Annotated in this window: 17 protein-coding genes and 1 rRNA gene; 7 read left to right on the top strand and 11 right to left on the bottom strand. The window is 36.9% G+C overall.

Going from position 1 to position 22,792, the window contains the following annotated elements:
* The first annotated feature begins 5 nt into the window (after positions 1-5).
* Positions 6-121: ribosomal RNA gene (rrf, locus tag DKK70_RS14300) — 5S ribosomal RNA — on the top strand.
* A 1,303-nt stretch (positions 122-1,424) separates the two neighbouring features.
* Entirely contained in the window at positions 1,425-1,976 is a 552-nt protein-coding gene (locus DKK70_RS14295) for an NADAR family protein (RefSeq protein WP_110434602.1), read from the top strand.
* A 61-nt stretch (positions 1,977-2,037) separates the two neighbouring features.
* On the opposite strand, the gene DKK70_RS14290 is transcribed toward DKK70_RS14295, so the two are convergent.
* The 9 genes from DKK70_RS14290 to plsB all read right to left on the bottom strand — a co-directional run bounded on the left by DKK70_RS14290 (position 2,038) and on the right by plsB (position 14,597).
* Positions 2,038-2,832, bottom strand: a complete 795-nt coding sequence (locus tag DKK70_RS14290; RefSeq protein ID WP_110434601.1) for an ABC transporter ATP-binding protein — start codon at positions 2,830-2,832, stop codon at positions 2,038-2,040.
* 2 nt (positions 2,833-2,834) lie between these two features.
* Positions 2,835-3,779, bottom strand: coding sequence for an ABC transporter permease (locus DKK70_RS14285; protein WP_110424361.1), 945 nt, complete (start codon positions 3,777-3,779; stop codon positions 2,835-2,837).
* A 66-nt stretch (positions 3,780-3,845) separates the two neighbouring features.
* A complete protein-coding gene (locus DKK70_RS14280) occupies positions 3,846-4,841 on the bottom strand; it encodes an ABC transporter substrate-binding protein (protein ID WP_375334999.1) in 996 nt (331 codons plus the stop codon).
* A gap of 235 nt (positions 4,842-5,076) precedes the next feature.
* Complete coding sequence (locus DKK70_RS14275) at positions 5,077-6,042, bottom strand: ABC transporter substrate-binding protein (protein ID WP_219999823.1); 966 nt, start codon at positions 6,040-6,042, stop codon at positions 5,077-5,079.
* A gap of 88 nt (positions 6,043-6,130) precedes the next feature.
* Entirely contained in the window at positions 6,131-7,027 is an 897-nt protein-coding gene (fdhE, locus tag DKK70_RS14270) for a formate dehydrogenase accessory protein FdhE (RefSeq protein ID WP_110434600.1), read from the bottom strand.
* An 85-nt stretch (positions 7,028-7,112) separates the two neighbouring features.
* Positions 7,113-7,811, bottom strand: coding sequence for a formate dehydrogenase subunit gamma (locus DKK70_RS14265; protein ID WP_110434599.1), 699 nt, complete (start codon positions 7,809-7,811; stop codon positions 7,113-7,115).
* Entirely contained in the window at positions 7,804-8,778 is a 975-nt protein-coding gene (gene fdxH, locus DKK70_RS14260; protein ID WP_110434598.1) for a formate dehydrogenase subunit beta, read from the bottom strand. Before fdxH ends, DKK70_RS14265 begins: the two co-directional genes overlap by 8 nt.
* 15 nt (positions 8,779-8,793) lie before the next feature.
* On the bottom strand, positions 8,794-11,862 hold the full coding sequence (gene fdnG / locus DKK70_RS14255; RefSeq protein ID WP_110434597.1) for a formate dehydrogenase-N subunit alpha: 3,069 nt from the start codon (positions 11,860-11,862) through the stop codon (positions 8,794-8,796).
* Between the two features lie 299 nt (positions 11,863-12,161).
* Positions 12,162-14,597 carry a glycerol-3-phosphate 1-O-acyltransferase PlsB gene (plsB, locus tag DKK70_RS14250; protein ID WP_219999822.1) on the bottom strand — a complete coding sequence of 812 codons (2,436 nt, stop codon included), beginning with the start codon at positions 14,595-14,597 and terminating at the stop codon, positions 12,162-12,164.
* 461 nt (positions 14,598-15,058) lie between these two features.
* Here plsB and DKK70_RS14245 point away from each other — a divergent pair, with 461 nt between their 5' ends.
* Complete coding sequence (locus tag DKK70_RS14245; protein WP_110434595.1) at positions 15,059-16,402, top strand: Na+/H+ antiporter family protein; 1,344 nt, start codon at positions 15,059-15,061, stop codon at positions 16,400-16,402.
* 31 nt (positions 16,403-16,433) lie between these two features.
* Complete coding sequence (gene rsmB, locus DKK70_RS14240) at positions 16,434-17,723, top strand: 16S rRNA (cytosine(967)-C(5))-methyltransferase RsmB (protein WP_110434594.1); 1,290 nt, start codon at positions 16,434-16,436, stop codon at positions 17,721-17,723.
* Between the two features lie 52 nt (positions 17,724-17,775).
* On the opposite strand, the gene DKK70_RS14235 is transcribed toward rsmB, so the two are convergent.
* Positions 17,776-18,312, bottom strand: a complete 537-nt coding sequence (locus DKK70_RS14235) for an NAD(P)H-dependent oxidoreductase (RefSeq protein ID WP_110434593.1) — start codon at positions 18,310-18,312, stop codon at positions 17,776-17,778.
* Positions 18,313-18,423: 111 nt separating this feature from the next.
* Between DKK70_RS14235 and DKK70_RS14230 the strand changes: the two genes are divergently transcribed.
* From DKK70_RS14230 to radA, 3 genes are all read left to right on the top strand, one after another.
* Positions 18,424-18,765, top strand: a complete 342-nt coding sequence (locus tag DKK70_RS14230) for a winged helix-turn-helix transcriptional regulator (RefSeq protein WP_110434592.1) — start codon at positions 18,424-18,426, stop codon at positions 18,763-18,765.
* 191 nt (positions 18,766-18,956) lie between these two features.
* Complete coding sequence (serB, locus tag DKK70_RS14225) at positions 18,957-19,931, top strand: phosphoserine phosphatase (protein ID WP_110434591.1); 975 nt, start codon at positions 18,957-18,959, stop codon at positions 19,929-19,931.
* Positions 19,932-19,940: 9 nt separating this feature from the next.
* Complete coding sequence (gene radA / locus DKK70_RS14220; protein ID WP_034883774.1) at positions 19,941-21,317, top strand: DNA repair protein RadA; 1,377 nt, start codon at positions 19,941-19,943, stop codon at positions 21,315-21,317.
* 73 nt (positions 21,318-21,390) lie between these two features.
* On the opposite strand, the gene ppnN is transcribed toward radA, so the two are convergent.
* Positions 21,391-22,767: a nucleotide 5'-monophosphate nucleosidase PpnN gene (gene ppnN / locus DKK70_RS14215; RefSeq protein WP_034883773.1), complete on the bottom strand. Its 1,377-nt coding sequence runs from the start codon at positions 22,765-22,767 to the stop codon at positions 21,391-21,393.
* Positions 22,768-22,792 lie beyond the last annotated feature (25 nt).

Below are 22,792 nucleotides of genomic sequence, written 5' to 3'. Positions count from 1 at the left end.
ATATGTCTGGCGGTAATAGCGCGGTGGTCCCACCTGACCCCATGCCGAACTCAGAAGTGAAACGCCGTAGTGCCGATGGTAGTGTGGGTATTACCCATGTGAGAGTAGGGTGCCGCCAGACTTTTAAATACACGAGCCCAGCAGCAATGCTGGGCTTTTTTGCATTCTAAGATTAATAAAAACATATTTATAAACAATCTATTATTCAGATCTATTAATTCGATCTTTTCACTATGTAGAGCACCGAGAATTGCAATCTATCAGTTGTATAGCTTAGTCGTATAGCATTCACACATTTTTGAATTGACGAGTAGAGTGGTAATTCAATATTTGATGAACTATTAATAGCCGACTTTGCGAGAGTGATAAAATAAATAGCGATTACGATATTTTTATTAGTATATCTTTGTTCAGAAATATTCATAAACAATCTATTATTCAGATCTATTAATTCAATCTTTTCGCTATATAAAGCAACGAGAATTGCAATCTATTAGTTGTATAGCTTAGTTGTATAGCATTGGCACATTTTCGAATTGACGAGTGGAGTGGTAATTCAATATTTGATCAACTATTAATAGCCGACTTTGCGAGAGTGATAAAATAAATAGCGATTACGATATTTTTATTAGCACATCTTTGTTTAGAAATATTCATAACCAATCTATTATTCAGATCTATTAATTCGATCTTTTCGCTATATAGAGCACCGAGAATTGCAATCTATCAGTTGTATAGCTTAGTCGTATAGCATTCACACATTTTTGAATTGACGAGTAGAGTGGTAATTCAATATTTGATGAACTATTAATAGTGGACTTTGTGAGAGTGATAAAATAAATAGCGATTGCGATATTTTTATTAGTATATCTTTGTTCAGAAATATTCATAACCAATCTATTATTCAGATCTATTAATTCGATCTTTTCACTATGTAGAGCACCGAGAATTGCAATCTATTAGTTGTATAGTTTAGTTGTATAGCATTCACACATTTTTGAATTGACGAGTAGAGTGGTAATTCAATATTTGATGAATTATGAATAGCCGACTTTGCGAGAGTGATAAAATAAATAGCGATTGCGATATTTTTATTAGTATATCTTTGTTTAGAAATATAGTTGTAAGAAAGATCTCATCAGGAGTGCTGAGTTTTTTGTATTTTGGAATAAAGAATACTAGTTTATTAATAAAGTTACATAATTTTATACAAAGCCTTAATCATAACAATCAAGGTTATCTTTCTCTTACACATCATACATAGCCTTAAATATTTCTGGTAGGCCTAATTATTTTAAATATATTATATATTAAAGGTATGCAGTTTTTTCTATTGAAAACTAAAATCTGTTTTTTACTAAAACTATATTGGTATTCGTAGAAAATACCTATAACATATTTATTAGTGATGATAAGGAATTTATATGGATTTATTGGAATTACGTAATCAATATAGAAGCGGTAAACGATTCAAATATTTATACTTTTGGGGACATACCCAAAAGCAACCTTCTTCTATCATAACAAAATGTTGTTTTAGCCAATGGTATCCTAGTTCTTTTGAGATTGATAATATTTACTATGCAACGGCTGAACATTATATGATGGCTGAGAAAGCACGATTATTTGGTGATGAGCAAATTTTATCAAAAATACTTGCAGCTAGTTCTCCTGGACTAGCAAAGTCGTTAGGACGTCAAGTGAACGGCTTTATACCGCATATTTGGGATGAACACTGTTCAAATATAGTTATAAGAGGTAATTTTGCCAAGTTTTCTCAGAATCCTAAGTTAACTGATTTTATCTTATCAACTAAAGAAAGAATATTGGTAGAAGCAAGTCCTGTCGATAAAATATGGGGAATAGGATTAGCTGAAGATGATGCTAATATTGAGAATCCATTAATGTGGAAAGGTAAAAATTTGCTAGGTTTTGCCTTAATGAATGTCCGCCGACAATTAAAAGAAAAATTATAGGTATTAATATAGGATAAGAAAGCAATATTCTTCTAATAAATATTGCTTTCTAATTTAAAGACTAACCTAAAAGTAAGGCATCGTCTGTAACTTTTTCACCACGCGTTTTTTCAAACATCTCTAAGAGATCGGTAACGGTTAATTTATCTCGCTGTTCTCCGGATACATCAAGTACCACTTGCCCTTGGTGAAGCATCACTGTTCGTGTACCATACTCTAATGCTTGTTTCATTGAATGGGTAACCATCATAGTGGTTAACTTATTTTTTAACACAATTTCATTAGTTAAATCCAAAACGAATTGCGCTGTTTTGGGATCGAGAGCTGCGGTGTGTTCATCGAGCAATAAGATCTTTGATGGTTGTAACGTTGACATTAAAAGGCTTACTGCCTGTCTTTGTCCACCTGATAGTAAGCCCATCATATCTGCTAGCCTATTTTCCAAGCCTAAATTTAGGGTTGCGAGTTTTTCTTTAAATAGAACACGCAGTTTGCGATTTAAAGCGGGTCGTAAAGTAAAATTATTCCCTCGATTGTAAGCAATCGCTAAGTTTTCCTCAATGGTCAGGTTTTCACAGGTTCCTACCATAGGATCTTGGAATACTCGAGCAACCATACCGGCTCTTTTCCATGCAGGCCAACGTGTTACATTTTTATTGTTGATAATCACATGACCCGAATCGGCAATCAGGTCACCACTAATAACATTAAGTAACGAGCTCTTGCCTGCACCGTTACTACCGATTATAGTAACAAACTCACCTTTTTTGATATAGAGATTTAAACCTCGTAATACATGATTTTCAATTGGCGTTCCTCGGTTAAACGTCAATTGTAATTGTCCAACTTTAATCATGCTTACTTCCCTCTTCTTTTTGAGTATTTTTTCAGTTGTTTTGGTAAGACTAAAGCTAAAACCACCAATATTGCGGTAATAAGATTTAGATCTTCTGTACCCACACCGATCTCTTGTAAATATTCATTGCTAAGCGCAAAGGCGATAAATAAACGATATAAGATTGCGCCGAAAATAACAGCCATCATCACCGCCCAGATGCGTTTGGTTGGAAATATACTTTCACCAATAATGATTGACGCCAGACCGATAACGATAGTACCTACACCGATAGTAATGTCGGCTCCACCTTGTGTTTGCACAAATAAAGAACCGCCAAGTGCGATTAAGCCATTTGAGATAGCCATGCCTAAAATAGTGATAGCACCAGTGGGAATTCCTTGGGATTTTGCCATGCGTTGATTAGTACCCGTTGCTCTTAGTGCTAATCCGATTTGCGTATTTAAAAATAGATTTAACAGTAACCAAAATACTACAACAAAAGCTAAAACCATAAGTGGTTGCACTAAGTATTGATTACTATAATCTTCATTAATAAATGGAGAGAAAATCGTTCTGGCATCGAGTAAAGATAGATTCGGCGAACCAGCCATTCTCGGGGTTTCATCCATAAGATAAGGGCCTAAACCTAAAATTCTTAGATTAATTGAATAGAGACCTATCATCACGATAATACTTGATAGTAGTTGTAATATGTTAAGTTTAACATATAGTAGCCCTGTCATTGCACCAGCAATACATCCGGCGAACATACCTAAAAAGGTTGCAATCCATGGGTCAATACCAACATACATACATAAGCCGCATATTGCTCCACCAAGCGGGAAACTCGCATCAGCAGTGAGATCGGGGAAATCGAGTAACCGAAATGATATAAACACACCTAAGCTAACTAATGCGTAAATAAGTCCTATTCCAACTGAGCCTAATAAAAATTCAAATGACATGAAAAAATCCACTAAAAAGTAACCGCCAAAATTGGCGGTTTAGTTATTAAAAAACGGTTTAATAAATTATTTTTCAATAATTTTTGCCGCTGATTTTAATACCTCTTCAGATAGAGTGATACCTTGACGCTCAGCAGCTTTTTTATTAATTATTAATTGTGTGATATTACCTATTTGTGGTGGAATATCACCTGGTTTTTCACCGTTAAGAATTCGAATAACAATTTTACCAGCTTGATGACCAAGATCATAATAACTCATTCCCAAAGCTGCAATAGCACCTCGTTCGGCTGACTCTGGATTTGATGCAACAAGAGGAATTTTGTTTTCATTGGCAACTTTTGCTAACGCTTCATAAGCTGAAACCACGTTATTATCGGTGGTTGTGTAGATCAAATCAACTTTTCCTTTCAAACTTATTGCAGCGGTTGAGATATCTGATGTGCGTTGAGCTGGAGCAGCAATAATTTTCATGCCACGTTTTTCAAGTGCAATTTGTAATTCTTTAAGGACAATTGTTGAATTTACTTCGCTCGGACTATAAACGTAACCAATATTTTTGGCATCAGGTTTAATTTTTAACATCATATCGATTTGTGGTTCTAATGATAATGCATCTGACACACCAGTTACATTGGTTTTAGACGCATCCCAACTTGGTGTCAATTTAGCCGCAACCGGATCGGTAACTGCGGTAAACACGATAGGAATTGATTTGGTTGTCGCCACTAAAGCTTGGGTACTTGGTGTGGCAATTCCAACGATAACATCAGGTTTATTGGCAACAAATTGCTTAGCGATTTGCGCTGCATTAGCACTACTACCTTGGGCACTAGCAAATTGCAATTTTAAGTTTTGACCTGCAATATAGCCATTGTCTTTTAATTCATCTTCAACACCTTTGCGAACATTGTCGAGTGCAGGATGCTCTACAATAGAGGTGATTGCGACATATTTTTGCTCAGATTTATCATCTGCTGATGAATAAAATGTTACTGCTGACAAACTAAGTAACATGAAAAGTTTGATGATTGAATTTCGCATTTGGTACTCCTGTAATATTTATTTTACAACCAATCTAAATTTTTATTCACTATAAAGCAAAAACAGATAATTTTCTATATTTAAAAGAAAGTATAAGTGTAAATATTATATTACATTTTATTGAAAACTCTTATTAATAATGTCGTTTTACCAATGATAAATTAAAAATATTTTTGCTTGAGGAAAATAAGGGCTTGCACATCCTTTACCCATTAAAAAGCGTAAAGGATTGCATTTATTTGAAGATAGGATTTTATGGTTGACCAACAACTTTATAGGCAGACTTAATCACCTCTGGTGATAAAACAATTCCTTGCTTTTTAGCTGCATCGGTATTGACGACGAGACGCAATGCTTGTCCAATTTCTGGTTTAATATTACCTGGCTCTTCACCATTTAAAACTCGCACTACTAGCTTGCCAGATTGACGACCAACATCATAATAGCTCATACCATAAGCCGCAACAGCTCCACGTTCAATAGCATCAGGAAACGACGCTAAAAGTGGAATTTTATTTTCATTGGCAAATTTAACTAATGATTCATATGCCGAAACGACATTGTTGTCTGTGGTGGTGTAAATAAGATCAACTTTTCCTTTCAATGTATTGGCTGCGGTTGAGATATCCGCCGTACGTTGGGCTGGTACCGCCACCAATGAAATATTTTGCAGGTTAAGTTCATTTTGTAGATTTTTTAACACGATGGTAGAGTTAATCTCACTGGGACTATAGATATAACCGACAGATTTTACATTAGGCACAACTTTCTTCATAAATTCAATTTGCGGGCCTATTTCTTGATAATCGGAAACGCCAGTCACATTAGTATGAGAGGGCTGCCAATTTTTGATTAATTTTGCGGCTACTGGATCAGTGATTCCTGCAAATACCACCGGGATTTGCTTTGTAGCGGCAACTGTTGCTTGAGCACTTGGGGTGGCAATCGCAACGATGACATCTGGTTTGGCGGCAACAAACTGTCTGGCGATTTGTGCGGCGGTTGCGCTACTACCTTGAGCACTTCGATATTGGACATTTAAATCTTCGTTTAATTTAAAGCCACTGGCGGTTAATTCATCTTTTACCCCATCACGGATTTGGTCTAATGAAGGATGTTCAACAATTGCGGTTATCGCAACATTTTTCATCGAATCAGCCAAACAGAGAAATGGTGTCATTACTAACATCATTATTAAAATTAGAGAGCGTTTCATCATAAAGAACTCATAAACTAGTACAGTGATATCATTCTAGTCTTAATATCTGAAAATGTTAAGTAATATTTTTTTTAATTCCATTATTTTGCTACTGGGCAAAGATAAAGGGGTTTACGCCACTTTTAGCGTATCCTTCTTCTTCGGTTTTGATATCTAATATTAATGAGGCGATATCATCAGCGATGACTTCGATGTGAGGATCTTTATCTTGATCTAAAATTTTCAAATAACTATGGCAAGCATCACAACATTCGTTTTTAATTGCAGCTAACTCTTTATCTAAAGAGAAATATTGGATATCTTGCATATTATCACAACAAGTACACTTTATTCGTGGCACATACCATTCACTTTCACATAAGCTACAATGGAGATATCTTAATCCGTTGTTACCGCCTAGCTGAATAACACTGGCAACAGGTAAACTATTACATACTGGACATAACCAGCTTTGGTCACTGTTATCGGCGATGGCTTTTCCTTTAATTTGCTTAGCCAGTTGGCAATAGTAAACCGATAAGGCTGACCAAATAAATAGCGATTCATTACCGTCAACCAATGTAAATTTACCATTAAGCAAGTTAAGTGCCTTATCTTGTAGCTGATTAGCATCGTTTAATTTTAATTGCTTAATGACCGATTGAATTTGTTGGGTGGTGTTTGCAAATGCATCTAATAACGCTGATAAATACTCTTGCCAGTGCGTATTTAAAGGTAAATTTGGCAAACTTAATGGTGGAAAATCACGATTAACAGATGGAGTAACATCAATCGATTTTTTGCTTAGCTTAGCTTGTTGCTCAGCTATATTCGCGCAAAAATTTAAATAATCACTTATCGCGCTGTTTTGCGCTAAGGTTTTTAAACGTTCAGCACGACGAATATAAAGGGTTTGAGGTGAAGGATAAAAGATTAAAGGTATCTGTCTAATCACCGAGGTTTGTTGTTGTTCTAGTTCTTCTTGTGGGATGATTTTAATGCTCATTATTGATAACCAGTTCTGTTATTTTATCCATTATTAATAAATAAGAGGATTCCGCTGATTAAGAATCAGCGGATAGATCTATTTTTTATAAAGCCGTTTTTTGTTCAGTAGGCGACACTTGCTCAACGGTGATCTCTCTATTTTCCTTGAGTTCTTGCTGATAGACTTTTGCCATTTCTTCTTCATACCAAGAGGAGTGGTTTTTAAACGCCCATGCGCGTGATACATAACCCGTTATCATGCCTTTTATTGAGCCTTTAACCCAAATTGCCATATAAGCATGGCCAATAGCCAGTAAAATAAGGCAAATAGCTGCAAATGAATGGAAAAATATCGCAATACGGACTACTTGGATTGGAAAGTAATCAGACACATAGCGGCGCCACATTATCAAGCCTGTAACAAATAGTACAAAGATTAAACTCATAATGCACCAGAATAAAAATTTCTGACCAACATTATATTTACCAATTGGAATGCCTTCTTCTTTTCCCATAATGACGTTTTTAAAATTTTTAATCCATAAAAGGTCATTTTTATTTGGAATATTGTGATGAGCGAGTTTGATAAACATAAACATGAGTAAAAAGAAGACCACACAACCAATGATAGGATGTAGGGCCCTTAGCAATTGTGGAGTGCCAAGGAATAATCCAAATAGTTTAATGGATGGAAAAAACAGCGCTAAACCAGATAGTGCAGTTAAAATAAACAGGCATACCATACACCAGTGACAGAAGCGTACAATAAGTGATGTTCTTAATATCATTCCTTTCTTATTCATGACGAGCCTCCGATTGTGATGAATTAGGGCTATTTTTTCGGCCAAAAATCGGTAGTCCTAAACGTGTTCTTGCTTGTTTATCCGCTTCTTTCTCGTGTTCAATATCCTCTTCGTCGACTTCAACTGCACCTACTCCCATATAGTGGAACAGTAATCCACCAAAAGTGGCAACAAAAGTAGCCGCCGACAATGGTTTCCAAGCGCCTTTCCAGAACTTAACGATTTCACTAATTTGAGGATCTTTGGGTAAGCCATGGTAAAGTTCTGGTTGATCGGCATGATGTAATACATACATAACATGAGTACCGCCAACACCTTCGGGGTTATAAAGACCTGCATGCTCAAATCCACGTTTTTTCAGATCAACGATTCGATGCTCCGCATGGCGAATCATATCTTGTTTGGTGCCAAAATGAATTGCACCAGTTGGGCAGGTTTTTACACAAGCAGGTTCTTGGCCAACTGCGACACGATCAACACATAATGTGCATTTATATGAATGATTATCTTCTTTGCTGACACGCGGAATATTAAATGGACAACCAGCAACACAATAACCGCACCCTATGCAGTGTTCCGATTGAAAATCAACAATACCATTTGCATATTGGATAATTGCTCCTTCTGATGGACACGCTTTTAAACAACCGGGATCGGCGCAGTGCATACAACCGTCTTTACGTATAAGCCATTCAAATTTGCCATTGATCTCCACTTCTGAATAGCGCATAACGGTCCACGCTTTTGGTTGTAAGTCGGCTGGATTATCATAAACGCCGACGGTATTGCCCACTTCTGCTCGTAGGTCATTCCATTCGCTACAAGCTACCTGACATGCTTTACAACCGATACAGGTGGTAACGTCAATTAATTTAGCTACTTCTTGCTGATAATCTCGAACCCGAGGTGCAGGGGTTAAAGCGTTAGTTGCTGAGCGGCGAATAATATCTTGAGTTTGTAATGACATAATTTATCTCCCTCCTTATGCCGCTGTGGTAACTTTTTCGATGTTAACTAAAAACGACTTATATTCTGGTGTTTGTGAATTAGCATCACCTAAATGTGGTGTTAATTCATTAACCAAAAAGCCTTTTTTAGTTTGCCCCGTGAATCCCCAAACAATTGGAATTCCGATGGTTTCGATCTCTTTACCATCAACTGTCAAAGTTGGTAAACGTTTTGTCACAACTGCTTTGGCTTTGATGTAACCTCGATATGAGGTAACTTTAACCGTATCGCCTAGTTTTATGCCTTTTTTATTAGCAAGATTTTCACTCAGTTCAATAAATTGTTCCGGTTGTGTGATGGATGCTAATCTTGCATGTTGCGTCCAGAAGTGGAAGTGTTCAGTAATACTGTATGTGGTGCCAACATAAGGAAACTCATCTGCTTTACCTAAGCGAGCTAAATCCTCTTTAAATGCTCGAGCAACTGGGCTATTAACTTGTTTAGGATGCATAGGATTATTGGAAATTGGTGTTTCAAATGGCTCATAATGTTCAGGGAATGGACCATCAACCAAACGATTTAAGCAGAATAATCCACCTAAACCGTCATTATTCATGATAAATGCACCGGCACCAGAGCTTGGTGATAATGTACCGGTAAAGTCAGCGACATCATTACCATCCCAATTTGTACCATTCCATTTGATTAACACTCGATTTGGATCCCATGGTTTACCATTTTCGTCGGCCGAGGCTCGGTTATACAACACTCGTCGATTCATTGGCCATGCCCATGCCCAGCCAGCATGGATACCTTTACCGGATGGATCACTAGGATCGCGGCGAGCCATTAGATTACCTTGCTCAGTCCAAGAGCCACAGAATATCCAGATCCCTGATGAGGTAGAGCCGTCAGCTTTTAATTGTGAAAAACCGCTTAATAGTTGACCTTTTTTCAGGATGACATTGCCACTGTTATCCGTTAAGTCAGCTAATGCTCGACCATTACACTCTTTAGCGAGTTCTTCAGCCGATGGGCCTTCTGGATCTAGGTAATCCCAGCTTAAATTGTTAATTGGTTCGTGGTAAGCACCACCTTCTTCTTTATAAAGCTCTTTAATTCTTAGGTAAATGCGGGCAATAATCTCTGGATCATAAAGTGATTCGTAAGGTGGTCTGGCTGCTGCCCAGTGCCATTGTAATAAACGTGATGAGTTAACAATTGTGCCGTTTTCTTCTGCAAAGCAGTTAGCAGGAAGCCTAAATACCTCGGTTTGAATTTTGCTTGGATCAACATCATTGGATTCACCATGGTTTTTCCAAAACTCAGCGGTTTCGGTTGGCATTGGATCAATACTAACTAAAAATTTAAGCTTAGATAATCCATCACGAATACTATTTTTATCAGGTAGTGCTGCTAATGGGTTGAAACCTTGGCAAATAAAGCCATTAGCTTGACCATCACGCATCATTTTGCTGAATCTTAAAACATCATAGGTTTTATCCCATTTTGGTAACCAATCAAATCCCCAATTGTTATCTTGAGTGGCATTCTCTCCGTACATTGCTTTCATAAAGCTAACAAAGAATTTCGGGTAATTACCCCAAAAATTGACCTCATTTGGACCAAGTGGTTTTGGCGTTTTTTCGGACAAATATTGTTCGAGCGAGGTTTGAGAATCTTTTGGTAGATCGAGATAAGCGGGTAATCGATTAGAGAGTAAACCAACATCGGTTAAACCTTGAATATTGGAGTGACCACGCAGCGCATTTATACCGCCACCCATGACACCAATATTACCAAGAATCAATTGAATCATTGCCGCGGTACGAATAATTTGCGAACCATAAGTATGTTGAGTCCAACCTAAGGCATATAAGAAAGTTGCTGCACGATCGTTAGTTTTGGTACTAGCAAGTGAACGGCAAACATGTAAAAAACCTTCTATTGGACTACCGGTAACTTTATTTACCATTTCTGGCGTATAGCGACTTACATGTTGTTTTAATAAATTCCATACACAACGTGGATGACTTAGGGTTTTATCTCTTAATGCATAACCATTTTCATCTTTTTGATATGCCCAACTGGTTTGATCGTATTGGCGGTTAGCAGCATCATAACCACTAAATAAACCACTATTTGTATCAAAGTTAAAATCATCACGGACAATTAAACTAGCATTAGAGTGGGTAACCAGATATTCAAAGTTTACTTCGTTATGTGAGATAAGGTAGTTAATAATACCAAGTAAAAAAGCAATGTCAGAACCAGCACGAATTGGTACATAATGATCAGCGACGGAGGCAGTTCGATGAAAACGTGGATCAATCGCAATCAGTTCTGCGCCGTTAGTAATTTTGGCTTCAATAGCCCATTTAAATCCAACAGGATGGGCTTCTGCTGCATTCCCTCCCATAACGATAACCACATTAGCATTTTTGATATCATTCCAATTATTGGTCATCGCGCCTCGACCAAATGTCGCCGCTAAGCTAGAAACAGAAGGACCATGACAAACCCTAGCTTGGGTTTCGAGGCTTAACATCCCTAATGAACGAGCAACTTTAAAGGCTAACCAACCCGTTTCATTACTCGCTGCTGAGGTAACCAACCAGCCAGTTGTTGTCCAGCGATTAACAGTTGTACCTTGTGCATTCTTCTCTTGGAAATTTTTATCGCGGTCAGCTTTCATTAATCGTGCAATACGATCAATTGCTTCATCCCAACTAATCCGTTGCCATTTGTCAGAACCAGGAGCACGATATTCAGGATATTTAACCCGTTGTTCACTTTTAATATAGTCGAGCACACCGGCACCTTTTGGACAAAGTGAGCCACGACTAACGGGATGATCCGGGTCGCCTTCAATATGAAAAATAGACGATTCGGCATTTTTAGCACCATCTCCTCGGCTATAAAGGAGCATTCCACATCCAACGGAACAATAGGTACAATTATTTCGCGTTTCTTTTGATTTTAATAATTTATATTGGCGAGTTTCTGCAAGTGCTATACTCGGCGCAAGTCCGAGGGTAGCAACTGTTGTTCCTGCCATGCCACCAGCGCAGATCTTAAAGAACTGTCTTCGGTTAAATAGCATATGAACTCCTTAAAAAGCTGACATTACATTTTATAATTTAGTTTTTTGTGGGGATATCATTAACATCCTTATTAATTGTAATGATAATATTTAATTGGATGGAAATAAAGGGATAAATATTGAAAAGGTTGACATATGTCAAAAAAATAGTTGCACTGTTTATTTAATTACTTAATTATGAATATTAAAGAAAAAATTATTTAAAAAATAGTGATAGAGATAGAAAAGTTGATGTTTTATTTAATGATTAAGTTTATAAGGCTTACCCAAAATAATCAGGTAAGCCCTAGATAACTTAATTATGATGGATTAATTTCGTCAATTGTCTGCATTACTCGGTTAGTGATTAATGGTTTAAGTATTTTATTCATAGTGTCAATTTTTGCTAAATTGGCATCGTCTTTATCATCTAAATAACCTTGTTCACGAAGTGAAGCAACTAAGGTTGAAAAAACACCTTTATCAAAAAATTCAGGGGCATTTATACCATGTAATATTGATAACCGCTCTGCAATTAAACGCCCTTCTTTTTCTAATGTTGCACGACTAATGGTTGGATCTTTTTGTAACAATGAAAATGCGATGACATAGCGTTGCAATGTATCTCGGGATGATGATGCTAACAACTGTAATCCTGACATTTTCAAGTAATTCAACGTTAATTTATCCGGCGCATAACTGATTAGATTCAATTCAGCGTATGTTTCAATAATTTTATTCACATATTCAGTTAATTGCTCTTCATTATGATATAAAAATAGTTCGGATTTTATTAAAGGAAAGAGTAATTTTACTTGTCTAAGTACTTCGTCAGCTGAAATGCGATTATGCTTAAGTAAAATTCTAGCCACAATTGCCGGTATAATCAGTAAATGTTGAATATTATTGCGATAATAGGTCATCAATACCGCTTGTTCGGTAGTTAATCCCACCATTTCACCCACTTCATCGGTGGTAATTACAAATTTACCCATCTCTTTGGCATGCTCAAACATCTGTTCAGCAGTTTGATCAGGAATGGTAATCAAATCAGAATAAGGAATGTTTTTTAATAATTTTAAGAGATAATCAATATTTTCTAATAATTTTACTTTGGTTAATGTACATTGGTCAGCAGCTAACAATATTGAACAACATAAATTCATGGCATTAATTGCCGCTGAAGAGTTGATATGCTCCATTATTTGTTTGGCAAGTAGATTAGTTGTTGGCGTTAACCAACTAGGACGCTGCATTCCGCTTGGATCAATCGCATCTCGCCACTCAGGTATTTGCTGATTTAGAAATTGATTTAAAGGTATTGGATTACCAAAGTTAACGTAGCCAAAGCCTAATTTTTTTAATTTTAAGAAGGCTTTAATGGTACTCCATAGACTCTCTTTTTCTTTTTTAGCACCGCGAAGCTCATTAGCATAAGTGGCAACTTCTAAAACATGTTCGTAACCAATATAGACAGGAACAATTGTGATTGGGCGATTGTCACCTCGTAATAAAGTTTGGACTGTCATCATCAACATTCCAGTTTTAGGATCGAGTAGTCTTCCGGTACGTGAACGCCCACCTTCAATGAAATATTCGACGGCATAACCGCGAATAAATAATTCTGCTAGATACTCTCTAAAGACCGCAGTATAAAGTTTGTTACCCTTAAATGAACGACGGATAAAAAATGCCCCTAAGCGTCTAAAGATAGGACCGGCAGGCCAGAAATTTAAATTGATACCGGCTGCAATATGTGGTGGCACCAATCCTTGTCGATAAAGTACATAAGATAACAATAAATAGTCCATATGACTGCGATGACATGGCGCGTAAACTATTTCGTGACCATTTTCTGCTAGCTCTCGGACTGGGTCAGCATTGGTAACTTTTAAACCTTGGTAAAGCCTATTCCAAGCCCAAGTGAGAACAAAATCAGTCACTCTCAACATACGGTAAGAAAAATTAGCAGCAATTTCATTCAACAGGGATAAAGCACTCTTTTTGGCTTTATCTAGCCCAATGTTTTTACTTTTAGCTTCTTCTTTTATTGCTTCAGCAAGCGCTGGATTCGTTAATAATTTATTGAGCATTTGTTGTCGAACCGGCAATGTTGGCCCAACAGAAGCAGTTCGTTGTTTGGCAAAATGAATGCGTGCTACCCGCGAAAGTTTATGCGCTAGAACAGAAATATCTTGTTTATCATTAACTTTAATATTTTTAAAAGATACTGTTCGCGAAAACCGAGTATAACAGTCACGACCAGAAATTAAGATTTTATACAGTTTATAGGTAGCCCCTAACACTTGTAGTGAAGGGATTTTTTTGCCTTCCTTATCCGGTTTCCGCCCAAACATCACAGATACTGGCAACATTTGGATATCCAGTTCATCATTTTGTTGGTGAGCTGAAATATATTCTCTTAAAATTTCAATTGTTTTACTTTTTTGCTTATTTGAAGCAAAAATACCCGGTCCTTTATCGATATAAATATAAGCCGGTACAGTTTTACCATTGATCTCAATGCCTAATAACGGATCGGGTAAATCATATTTAAGGCAAAGTGATCTCACTACCATTAAGTCAATTTGAGAGTTATAAGGTAGCACATACAAAATTGGCCGATGGATATCGAGCTCCAATTCAGTAATAGGATCAGTTGGAATGGGTTTACTTTTAACAAAAAGCTTAACAGGGATCTGAATTAGTGAAAAATAGATTTTTGTCCACCAAGAAAACATAAAAATAAACCTCATACTTTGTTGCTAATTGTATACTTAAATCATGTTAAGTTATTCATTTACCAACTTAATAATGAATGTTTAAGCTGTAAATTGATATCTTATTTTAAAATAAGAAACGTTAATTCAAGTATATATACATTATTGTATAGCTGTTAGCAAATTTGCATAATATTGTAGTTATTACCACAATATTATGATAATGACTGTTTATTATAAAGGTTTATTTATACCAATACCACATTGAACATTAAATGAACTTGGACGCTAATTAGAGATGTTAATAAGCGTAATGTTTTTTTAACCTCCTAAATTAATTATGTTTAATTAGCTACACAAACATTAAACTGCTAATAAGTTCTCTTTTGTTTTGCCTAAAAAAATAATTTATCCGCAGTAAGCGTATACTAACAATTGCACTTTAAATAGCTATCACCTAGAATAACCATCTTTATTTTGCTACGAAAAATCTATTTATGAATACTATTCTTGAGCTGCTTTCCTCGGTAAATGCTGTTGTTGTTGCGGTTATTTTAATGTTGGTACTTTCGCTTTGCCGTGTTCATGTGGTGATTAGCCTGATTATTGGCGCCTTTGCCGGTGGTTTGTGTAGTCATTTAACACTAAAAGAAACGATTGATGCTTTTAATACCGGGATAAGTAATGGGGCTAATATTGCTCTATCTTACGCTATGCTTGGTGCCTTTGCGGTGGCAATTTCAAAATCAGGATTACCAGAATTATTAGCTGATAAAGCTATCAAACAATTAACGACCAACGATGCGAAAACACGGATTAAATGGTTGTTAATTATTATTATTGGCTTAGTTAGTATTTCCTCACAAAACATTATCCCAATTCATATCGCCTTTATTCCGTTGTTAATTCCACCACTATTATATGTGATGTCGAAATTACAATTAGATAGACGCATGATTGCTTGTATTATGACATTTGGTTTAATTACCCCATATATGTTCTTGCCGGTTGGATTTGGTAATATCTTCTTAAATCAAATCTTGTTAAAAAACATTATTTCATCGGGGATGGATGTTAGCCATGTTAATGTTATGCATGCAATGGCTATTCCTGCTTTTGGGATGTTTGTTGGTCTACTTTGGGCTATTTTTATCAGTTATCGTAAACCAAGAGAGTATAAACTTATTCATGAAAAGAGTCATGCTGAAGCATTTAGTAATGTAAGTACGCGTTCACTTATTGTCTCACTATTAGCCATTGTTCTTTCTTTTACCGTGCAACTTTATACTGGATCGATGATTTTAGGTGCTTTAATCGGCTTTATTTGTTTTATCGTATCAGGGTCAATTAAATGGGGCGAAGCAGACGGAATCTTTACTGATGGTATCAAAATGATGGCGATGATTGGCTTTGTGATGATATCTGCGCAAGGATTTGCTGAAGTACTAAAACAGACTCATGAAATAGAACCATTAGTTGTCAATAGTGCTGCGTTATTTGCCGGTAATAAAGTGGTGGCATCTTTTATGATGATGTTAGTTGGCTTGGTGATTACCCTAGGTATTGGTTCATCTTTCTCAACAGTACCTATTATTGCGGCTATTTATGTTCCACTATGTGTTCAGCTAGGTTTTTCACCAATAGCCACAGTCTGTTTAATTGGTGCCTCAGGAGCGATTGGTGACGCAGGTTCACCGCCTTCAGATACTATTTTAGCCACTTCAGCTGGTTTAAACAGTGATGGTCAGCATGATCATATAAGAGATAGTGTTATCCCAACCTTTACCCATTTTAATATTCCATTATTTATTGCTGGTTGGGTGGGATCATTGATTCTTTAATCAATATAAAGAATTAAGGCTATTATTAGTTATGAATAAAAAGTCATACCAAAACATTCGTGCGCTTTGTGCAAAAGCTATTTTTGCGGTGCTTGAAGACGGGCAATCACTCAGTACCGCGTTAGCATCTTTAAATCACCAAGTTGCCGATAAAGATAAAGCACTAATTCAAGAGATCAGCTTTGGTGTGATGCGCGTATTGCCAGAGCTTAATTTCTATATTCATCATTTAATGAAAAAAGTGCTGACGGGTAAAAATAGAGTTTTACATTATCTATTATTGGTCGGACTTTACCAGATTCTTTATACCCGAATTCCTGAGCATGCCGCTGTAGGTGAAACAGTTGGTGCGGTTAATGATTTAAAAAAACCGCAATTAAAAGGTGTGATTAATGGTGTTTTACGTGAATTTTTACGCCAACAGGCATCATTAAAACAAAAATTTCAGCAAGATAGTAAACAACAAATTAGTCAGACCTTACATCCTAGTTGGTTATTAAATCGTTTAAAATCAGCTTATCCAGAGCAGTGGCAAGCAATTGTTAATGCGAATAATCAGAAACCACCTATGTGGTTACGAGTTAATCTTAACCATTATTCGGTTAGTGAATACCAACAATTACTTGAAAAACAACAAATTGCTTCCGAGTCTTTTGCTGATATCCCTTGTGCTATTCGCTTAACTACGGCGGTAAATGTGACTAAATTACCGTTTTTTGCTGAAGGCGCGGTAACCGTACAAGATTTATCGGCACAATATGCGGCTTATCTATTAGCCCCTAAAAATGGTGAGCAGATTTTAGATATGTGTGCTGCACCTGGCGGTAAAACCACCCATATTTTAGAACTAGCGCCAACAGCTAATGTATTAGCTGTAGATGTTGATGCCAACCGAGTTAAACGAATAGATGAAAATTTAACTCGGCTCAAACAGCATGCGCAAGTCAAAGTCGGTGATGGTTTAACCCCTGAAAAGTGGTGTGATGGGCGCCTGTTTGATCGTATTTTACTCGATGCACCTTGTTCGGCGACCGGCGTTATTCGTCGTCACCCTGATATAAAATGGTTGCGTCGTGATAGCGATATTGCTCAACTTACTGAGTTGCAATATGCTATTTTAACTCGTATATGGCCTTATTTAAAAACAGGCGGCACTTTAGTTTATGCCACTTGCTCCGTATTACCAGAAGAAAATAAATTACAGATTTGCCGTTTTTTAAAAGAAAATCCTAATGCCAAACAGCAGGGGGAACTAAGACAGTTTTTACCGACTGAATTGGGCGGTGATGGTTTCTTTTATGCGGTATTAAACAAAGTGTAGTTATTATGCGTGATGATTTATGCTTTAGGCATAGATCATCACAATTAAACTATTAACGATATTTTTCAATCAGCGCTACTAATTTTTCACTATGTTGTTTTGCTTTAGCTTGTATATCATTTTGCTCAGTGGTTACAGGTGATACCCCATATAAAACAATCGGTGTTAGGTATTGCATTTGGCTATAAAGTGTTGATAGTTTTACTGGTTCATGCAGATGATTGATAACATCAACGTCATAATTACTATAATTTTGCTCAACTTGGCCGATAGTTAAACTGGTAAGCAATTTTTTATCTTTCAATTTATCGCCTTTTGAACCATAGGCAAATTGATAGGTAAACACTTCATCAAACCATAATTTCAGTATCGCTGGCATGTTAAACCAATACATTGGGTATTGTAAAATGATTAGCTCATGTCTTAGTAATGCGGCTTGTTCTTCCGCTACATTGATTTGGTAGTTTGGATAAAGCTGATGAATGTTACGAACTTCAAGATCTTTAACTTTATTTTGTAAAGTTTCAACAATAGTTTTATTGGCTGTTGATTGTTCAAAATGGGGATGAGCTAAAATAATTAATGGCATAACATTTCCTTTGTTTTTATACTATAAAAAATTGAGTTACTCTATTTAGTTTAGTGATCAATACTTTTTAAGCAATATCTATCAAACTTGATAGTATAGTTAGGAATATGTATGCAAAGTGCTGAAGAACGGCCGTCAAAACGCTATAACAATAAAACTTATTATTGCCCAATAAGTTTAGCAATGGATTTAATCGGTGGAAAATGGAAAGGGGTTATTCTCTATTATCTGCTATCTGGTGAAAAACGATTTAGTGAGTTAAAGATCTTGATTCCCGAAATCACTGATATGACGCTAACTATCCAACTAAAAAAACTGGAAGAAGATGGGCTTATTATTCGTAGCGTCTATGGCAAAAAACCACCACTTAAAGTGTTATATAAATTAACGCCACTGGGTGAAAAAATTGGCCCAGCACTTGAACAACTATGTTTGTGGGGGTTAGCGGTTTAACGTTTGTTTGCGCTTTCTAATTCGGACTTATTAACAAATAATCAATTAAATATTTAGTCAAAAAAAGTTGAGGAACGAGGTTTTTTAAATTACAAAATTGATTAAATAACCTCTTATAATCCTTACTTGGACAATCTTTGGCAGATATGGTAAATTCCGAATCTGATTTGCACTTTTAAGACTTTCGAAATATGGCTTACACATTAACCTATAGTGATCTCCCAGAGAATATACAACATTGGCAAGGTTTACCTTTGTCTTTAAATGGTTGTGAAGTAGTTCCATTAGATTACAATGCCGGAAAAACTGGTTGGATTATTTATGGAAAAAAGTTAAACAAAACATTACTGTCGAAATTTCAAAGACAACTTGCAATGCCGATGGTAGTGGTTTCATCGTGGAAAATTAAAACCTATCAAATTGTGCGTATTGCTGGCGTAATGCCGAAAAAAGCCAAATCGATTTCGTTAACCTTAGGAATTGATGTTGCGCCAATTGATAATTTACCAACCTTACATTCTCCTGGCTTATTGGTTATGGATATGGATTCAACAGCTATTGGTATTGAATGTATCGATGAGTTGGCAAAACTTCAAGGCGTCGGTGAACAAGTTGCTGCGGTCACCGAGCTTGCTATGCGCGGTGAACTCGATTTTGCCACTAGCTTACGCAAACGCGTGGCAACTTTAAAAGGTGCAGAGCAAACTATTTTAGAACAGGTAAAAGAGGGCCTACCATTAACCCCAGGATTAACTTATTTAGTTAAAGAGCTACATAAAAAAAATTGGCATGTTGCCATTGTTTCCGGTGGATTCACCTATTTTGCCGACCATTTAAAACAGAAGCTAAAACTAATAGATGCTCATGCTAATGAGTTAGAAATTAAAAATGGTAAGCTGACTGGTAAAGTGATCGGCCAAATTGTTGATGCTAAATATAAAGCTCGAACCTTGCAACAATTAGCTACCTCTTTAGATATTCCTATTGATCAGACGGTTGCGATAGGTGATGGCGCCAATGATTTAATGATGATTAGAATTGCTGGACTTGGTGTTGCTTATCACGGTAAACCTAAAGTCGTTGAAAAAGCAAGAATTAGTATCAATTATGCCGATTTAACTGGTTTATGGTGCATCTTATCAACCAGTTTACTAAGTGAAGGTTAGGAGAAAAATTTGGCCAAAACCGTAAAGCGCGCTTATGTATGTAATGATTGTGGCGCGGACTATCCTCGTTGGCAAGGTCAATGTAGTGCTTGTCATGCTTGGAATACGATTACTGAAGTAAGGTTAGCGAGTACTTCGTCACGTAATGATCGATTAACCGGTTATGCAGGTGGCGCTGGGCAAACTAGAATCCAAAAACTGTCTGAAATTAGTCTTGAGGCTTTGCCAAGATTTTCAACCGGTTTTTCTGAATTTGACCGAGTACTAGGTGGTGGTGTGGTGCCGGGTAGTGCTATCTTAATTGGTGGTAATCCCGGTGCCGGTAAAAGTACTTTGCTATTGCAAACCATGAGTAAACTTTCGGCACAAATGAATACGCTTTACGTTACTGGTGAGGAATCACTACAACAAGTGGCGATGCGTGCCCACCGTTTGGGTTTACCAACTGATAATATTAATATGTTGTCTGAGACAAGTATTGAGCAGATCTGTTTACTGGCCGAACAATCTCAACCCAAATTAATGGTTATCGACTCAATTCAAGTGATGCATCTTGCTGATATTCAATCTTCACCGGGTAGTGTGGCACAAGTTCGTGAAACAGCAGCTTATTTAACCCGGTTTGCCAAAACCAAAGGAATTGCCATTATCATGGTTGGCCATGTGACTAAAGATGGATCACTGGCTGGGCCTAAAGTCCTTGAACACTGTATTGACTGCTCGATTTTACTCGATGGCGATGCTGATTCTCGATTCCGTACTTTACGCAGCCATAAAAATCGCTTCGGAGCGGTAAATGAACTAGGTGTGTTTGCCATGACAGAACAAGGATTGAAAGAGGTTAGTAATCCATCTGCAATCTTTTTAAGTCGTGGTGAAGAGATCTTATCAGGGAGTTCGGTAATGGTATTATGGGAAGGGACTCGCCCATTACTGGTTGAAATCCAAGCATTAGTCGATCATTCGGTTTATGGCAATCCAAGACGAGTAACCGTCGGACTTGATCAAAATCGGTTAGCGCTTTTACTCGCCGTTCTACATCGTCATGGGGGGTTACAAATGGCCGACCAAGATATTTTTGTTAATGTTGTTGGCGGGGTAAAAGTAACCGAAACCAGTGCCGATTTAGCATTAATTGCCGCATTGGTATCGAGTTTTCGCAATCGGCCTTTGCCACAAGATGTGGTAATTTTTGGTGAAATAGGACTAGGTGGTGAAATTCGACCAGTACCAAGTGGCCAAGAGCGTATTTCAGAGGCAGCTAAACATGGCTTTAAAAAAGCAATTGTACCTATTGCCAATATGCCAAAGAAAAAACCAGAAAATATGCAGATTTTTGCCGTTAAGAAAGTCGCCGAAGCGTTAGATATTTTAAGTAATTTTTAATTTGCGCTATAACTGCTAAATATGCCGCCGATTTCGATATCGGCGGAGAGTAATTGCTTGATATTAAGATTAATTAATAACAAATTTCATAACAAGGTTGATAAGCACTGCCTCCAGGTAGCTTCATACGGTCTTGTTTCACATAGCTAAGCAGTAAATTATCTAACTGCTTCATGATTTCTGGATCACCTTGCAATTTATAACGGCCATGCTCAGCAATTTGTTTCATCCCGAACTCTTTAACATTACCGGCCACAATACCAGAAAAAGCTCGACGTAAATCAGCAGCTAATAATTCAACAGGTTGATCTTTATGTAGATTGAGGGATGCCATGTTTTCATGGGTTGGTTCAAATGGGTGCTGTAGTGCTTCATCTATTTTCAGTAACCAGTTAAATCCGTAAGCATCGCCAGTCGCTAACCGTGATGATTTCACCTGTTTTACGCCATGTTTCATGATGCGAGCGACTTGTTCCGGCGAATCAATGATAATTTCATACAGCTTAGTCGCTTCTTCACCTAAGGTGTTACGGATAAATTGGTCAATCGCCGCAAAATAATCTTCACACTCTTTGGGACCAGTCAAAATAATTGGTAAAGTCTGATTTTTATTGGCAGGATTGAGCATAATCCCCAATATATAAAGTAATTCTTCCGCGGTACCAGGGCCACCAGGAAAGATAACAATACCATGCGCCATACGTACAAACGCTTCAAGTCGTTTTTCAATGTCAGGCATAATAATCAGCTCATTAACTAATGCGTTTGGTGGTTCGGCGGCAATAATGGATGGTTCGGTCATACCAATAAAACGACTATCTTTGATACGTTGTTGTGCATGACCAACAGCAGCACCTTTCATCGGGGCTTCCATAATTCCCGGACCACAGCCAGTACAGATATTTAGTTCACGTAGCCCTAGTTGCATACCAACTTGACGAGCATAATAATATTCGTTTTCGTTGATAGAATGACCTCCCCAACAAACAATTAAGTTAGGTTCTTCACCAACATGTAGCGCATTGGCATTACGTAGAATAGAAAAAACTAGATTGGTGATATAATAGGAGCGATCTTTTTCAAGCTTCTCATTGGGTACCAAATGTTTAATTGCGGTAATTTGGCCATTTAAAAAAAGAATATCACGTAAAACAGCAAACAGATTGGCTTGAATTGAGCGAATGATTCGTTTATCAACAAATGCACTTTCGGGCGCATTAATCAGTTCTAATTTAACACCACGCTCTTTGCTAATAACGTTAATTTCGAAAGATTTAAATCTATCCAATAATTCTTGGGTATTATCGGTTTTACTGCCCGCATTAAGAGTAGCTAATGAACAATTTCTATATAATTGATAAAGTTCGCTATTTGCTGATTTCTTTAAAATATCAACTTCAGCCTGCGCAAGTAAATCCATTGATCCTAATGGGCTAATATGGGTGATCATCACAACCTCCATTTGACGGTTTTAT

This window comes from Gilliamella apicola (genome assembly GCF_003202655.1).
GTDB lineage: Bacteria > Pseudomonadota > Gammaproteobacteria > Enterobacterales > Orbaceae > Gilliamella > Gilliamella apicola_R.
Note: the sequence above shows the minus strand (reverse complement) of the source record. Positions and strands in the feature narration are given on the sequence as shown.

Bases quoted from the DNA above. Each gene is read 5' to 3' on its own strand.
- DKK70_RS14290 (WP_110434601.1), bottom strand. From the start codon at position 2,832: ATGATTAAAGTTGGACAATTACAATTGACGTTTAACCGAGGAACGCCA.
- fdhE (WP_110434600.1), bottom strand. From the start codon at position 7,027: ATGAGCATTAAAATCATCCCACAAGAAGAACTAGAACAACAACAAACC.
- plsB (WP_219999822.1), bottom strand. From the start codon at position 14,597: ATGAGGTTTATTTTTATGTTTTCTTGGTGGACAAAAATCTATTTTTCA.
- DKK70_RS14265 (WP_110434599.1), bottom strand. From the start codon at position 7,811: ATGAATAAGAAAGGAATGATATTAAGAACATCACTTATTGTACGCTTC.
- DKK70_RS14245 (WP_110434595.1), top strand. From the start codon at position 15,059: ATGAATACTATTCTTGAGCTGCTTTCCTCGGTAAATGCTGTTGTTGTT.
- DKK70_RS14275 (WP_219999823.1), bottom strand. From the start codon at position 6,042: ATGATGAAACGCTCTCTAATTTTAATAATGATGTTAGTAATGACACCA.
- fdxH (WP_110434598.1), bottom strand. From the start codon at position 8,778: ATGTCATTACAAACTCAAGATATTATTCGCCGCTCAGCAACTAACGCT.
- rsmB (WP_110434594.1), top strand. From the start codon at position 16,434: ATGAATAAAAAGTCATACCAAAACATTCGTGCGCTTTGTGCAAAAGCT.
- ppnN (WP_034883773.1), bottom strand. From the start codon at position 22,767: ATGATCACCCATATTAGCCCATTAGGATCAATGGATTTACTTGCGCAG.
- serB (WP_110434591.1), top strand. From the start codon at position 18,957: ATGGCTTACACATTAACCTATAGTGATCTCCCAGAGAATATACAACAT.
- DKK70_RS14235 (WP_110434593.1), bottom strand. From the start codon at position 18,312: ATGCCATTAATTATTTTAGCTCATCCCCATTTTGAACAATCAACAGCC.
- DKK70_RS14285 (WP_110424361.1), bottom strand. From the start codon at position 3,779: ATGTCATTTGAATTTTTATTAGGCTCAGTTGGAATAGGACTTATTTAC.
- fdnG (WP_110434597.1), bottom strand. From the start codon at position 11,862: ATGCTATTTAACCGAAGACAGTTCTTTAAGATCTGCGCTGGTGGCATG.
- DKK70_RS14295 (WP_110434602.1), top strand. From the start codon at position 1,425: ATGGATTTATTGGAATTACGTAATCAATATAGAAGCGGTAAACGATTC.
- DKK70_RS14230 (WP_110434592.1), top strand. From the start codon at position 18,424: ATGCAAAGTGCTGAAGAACGGCCGTCAAAACGCTATAACAATAAAACT.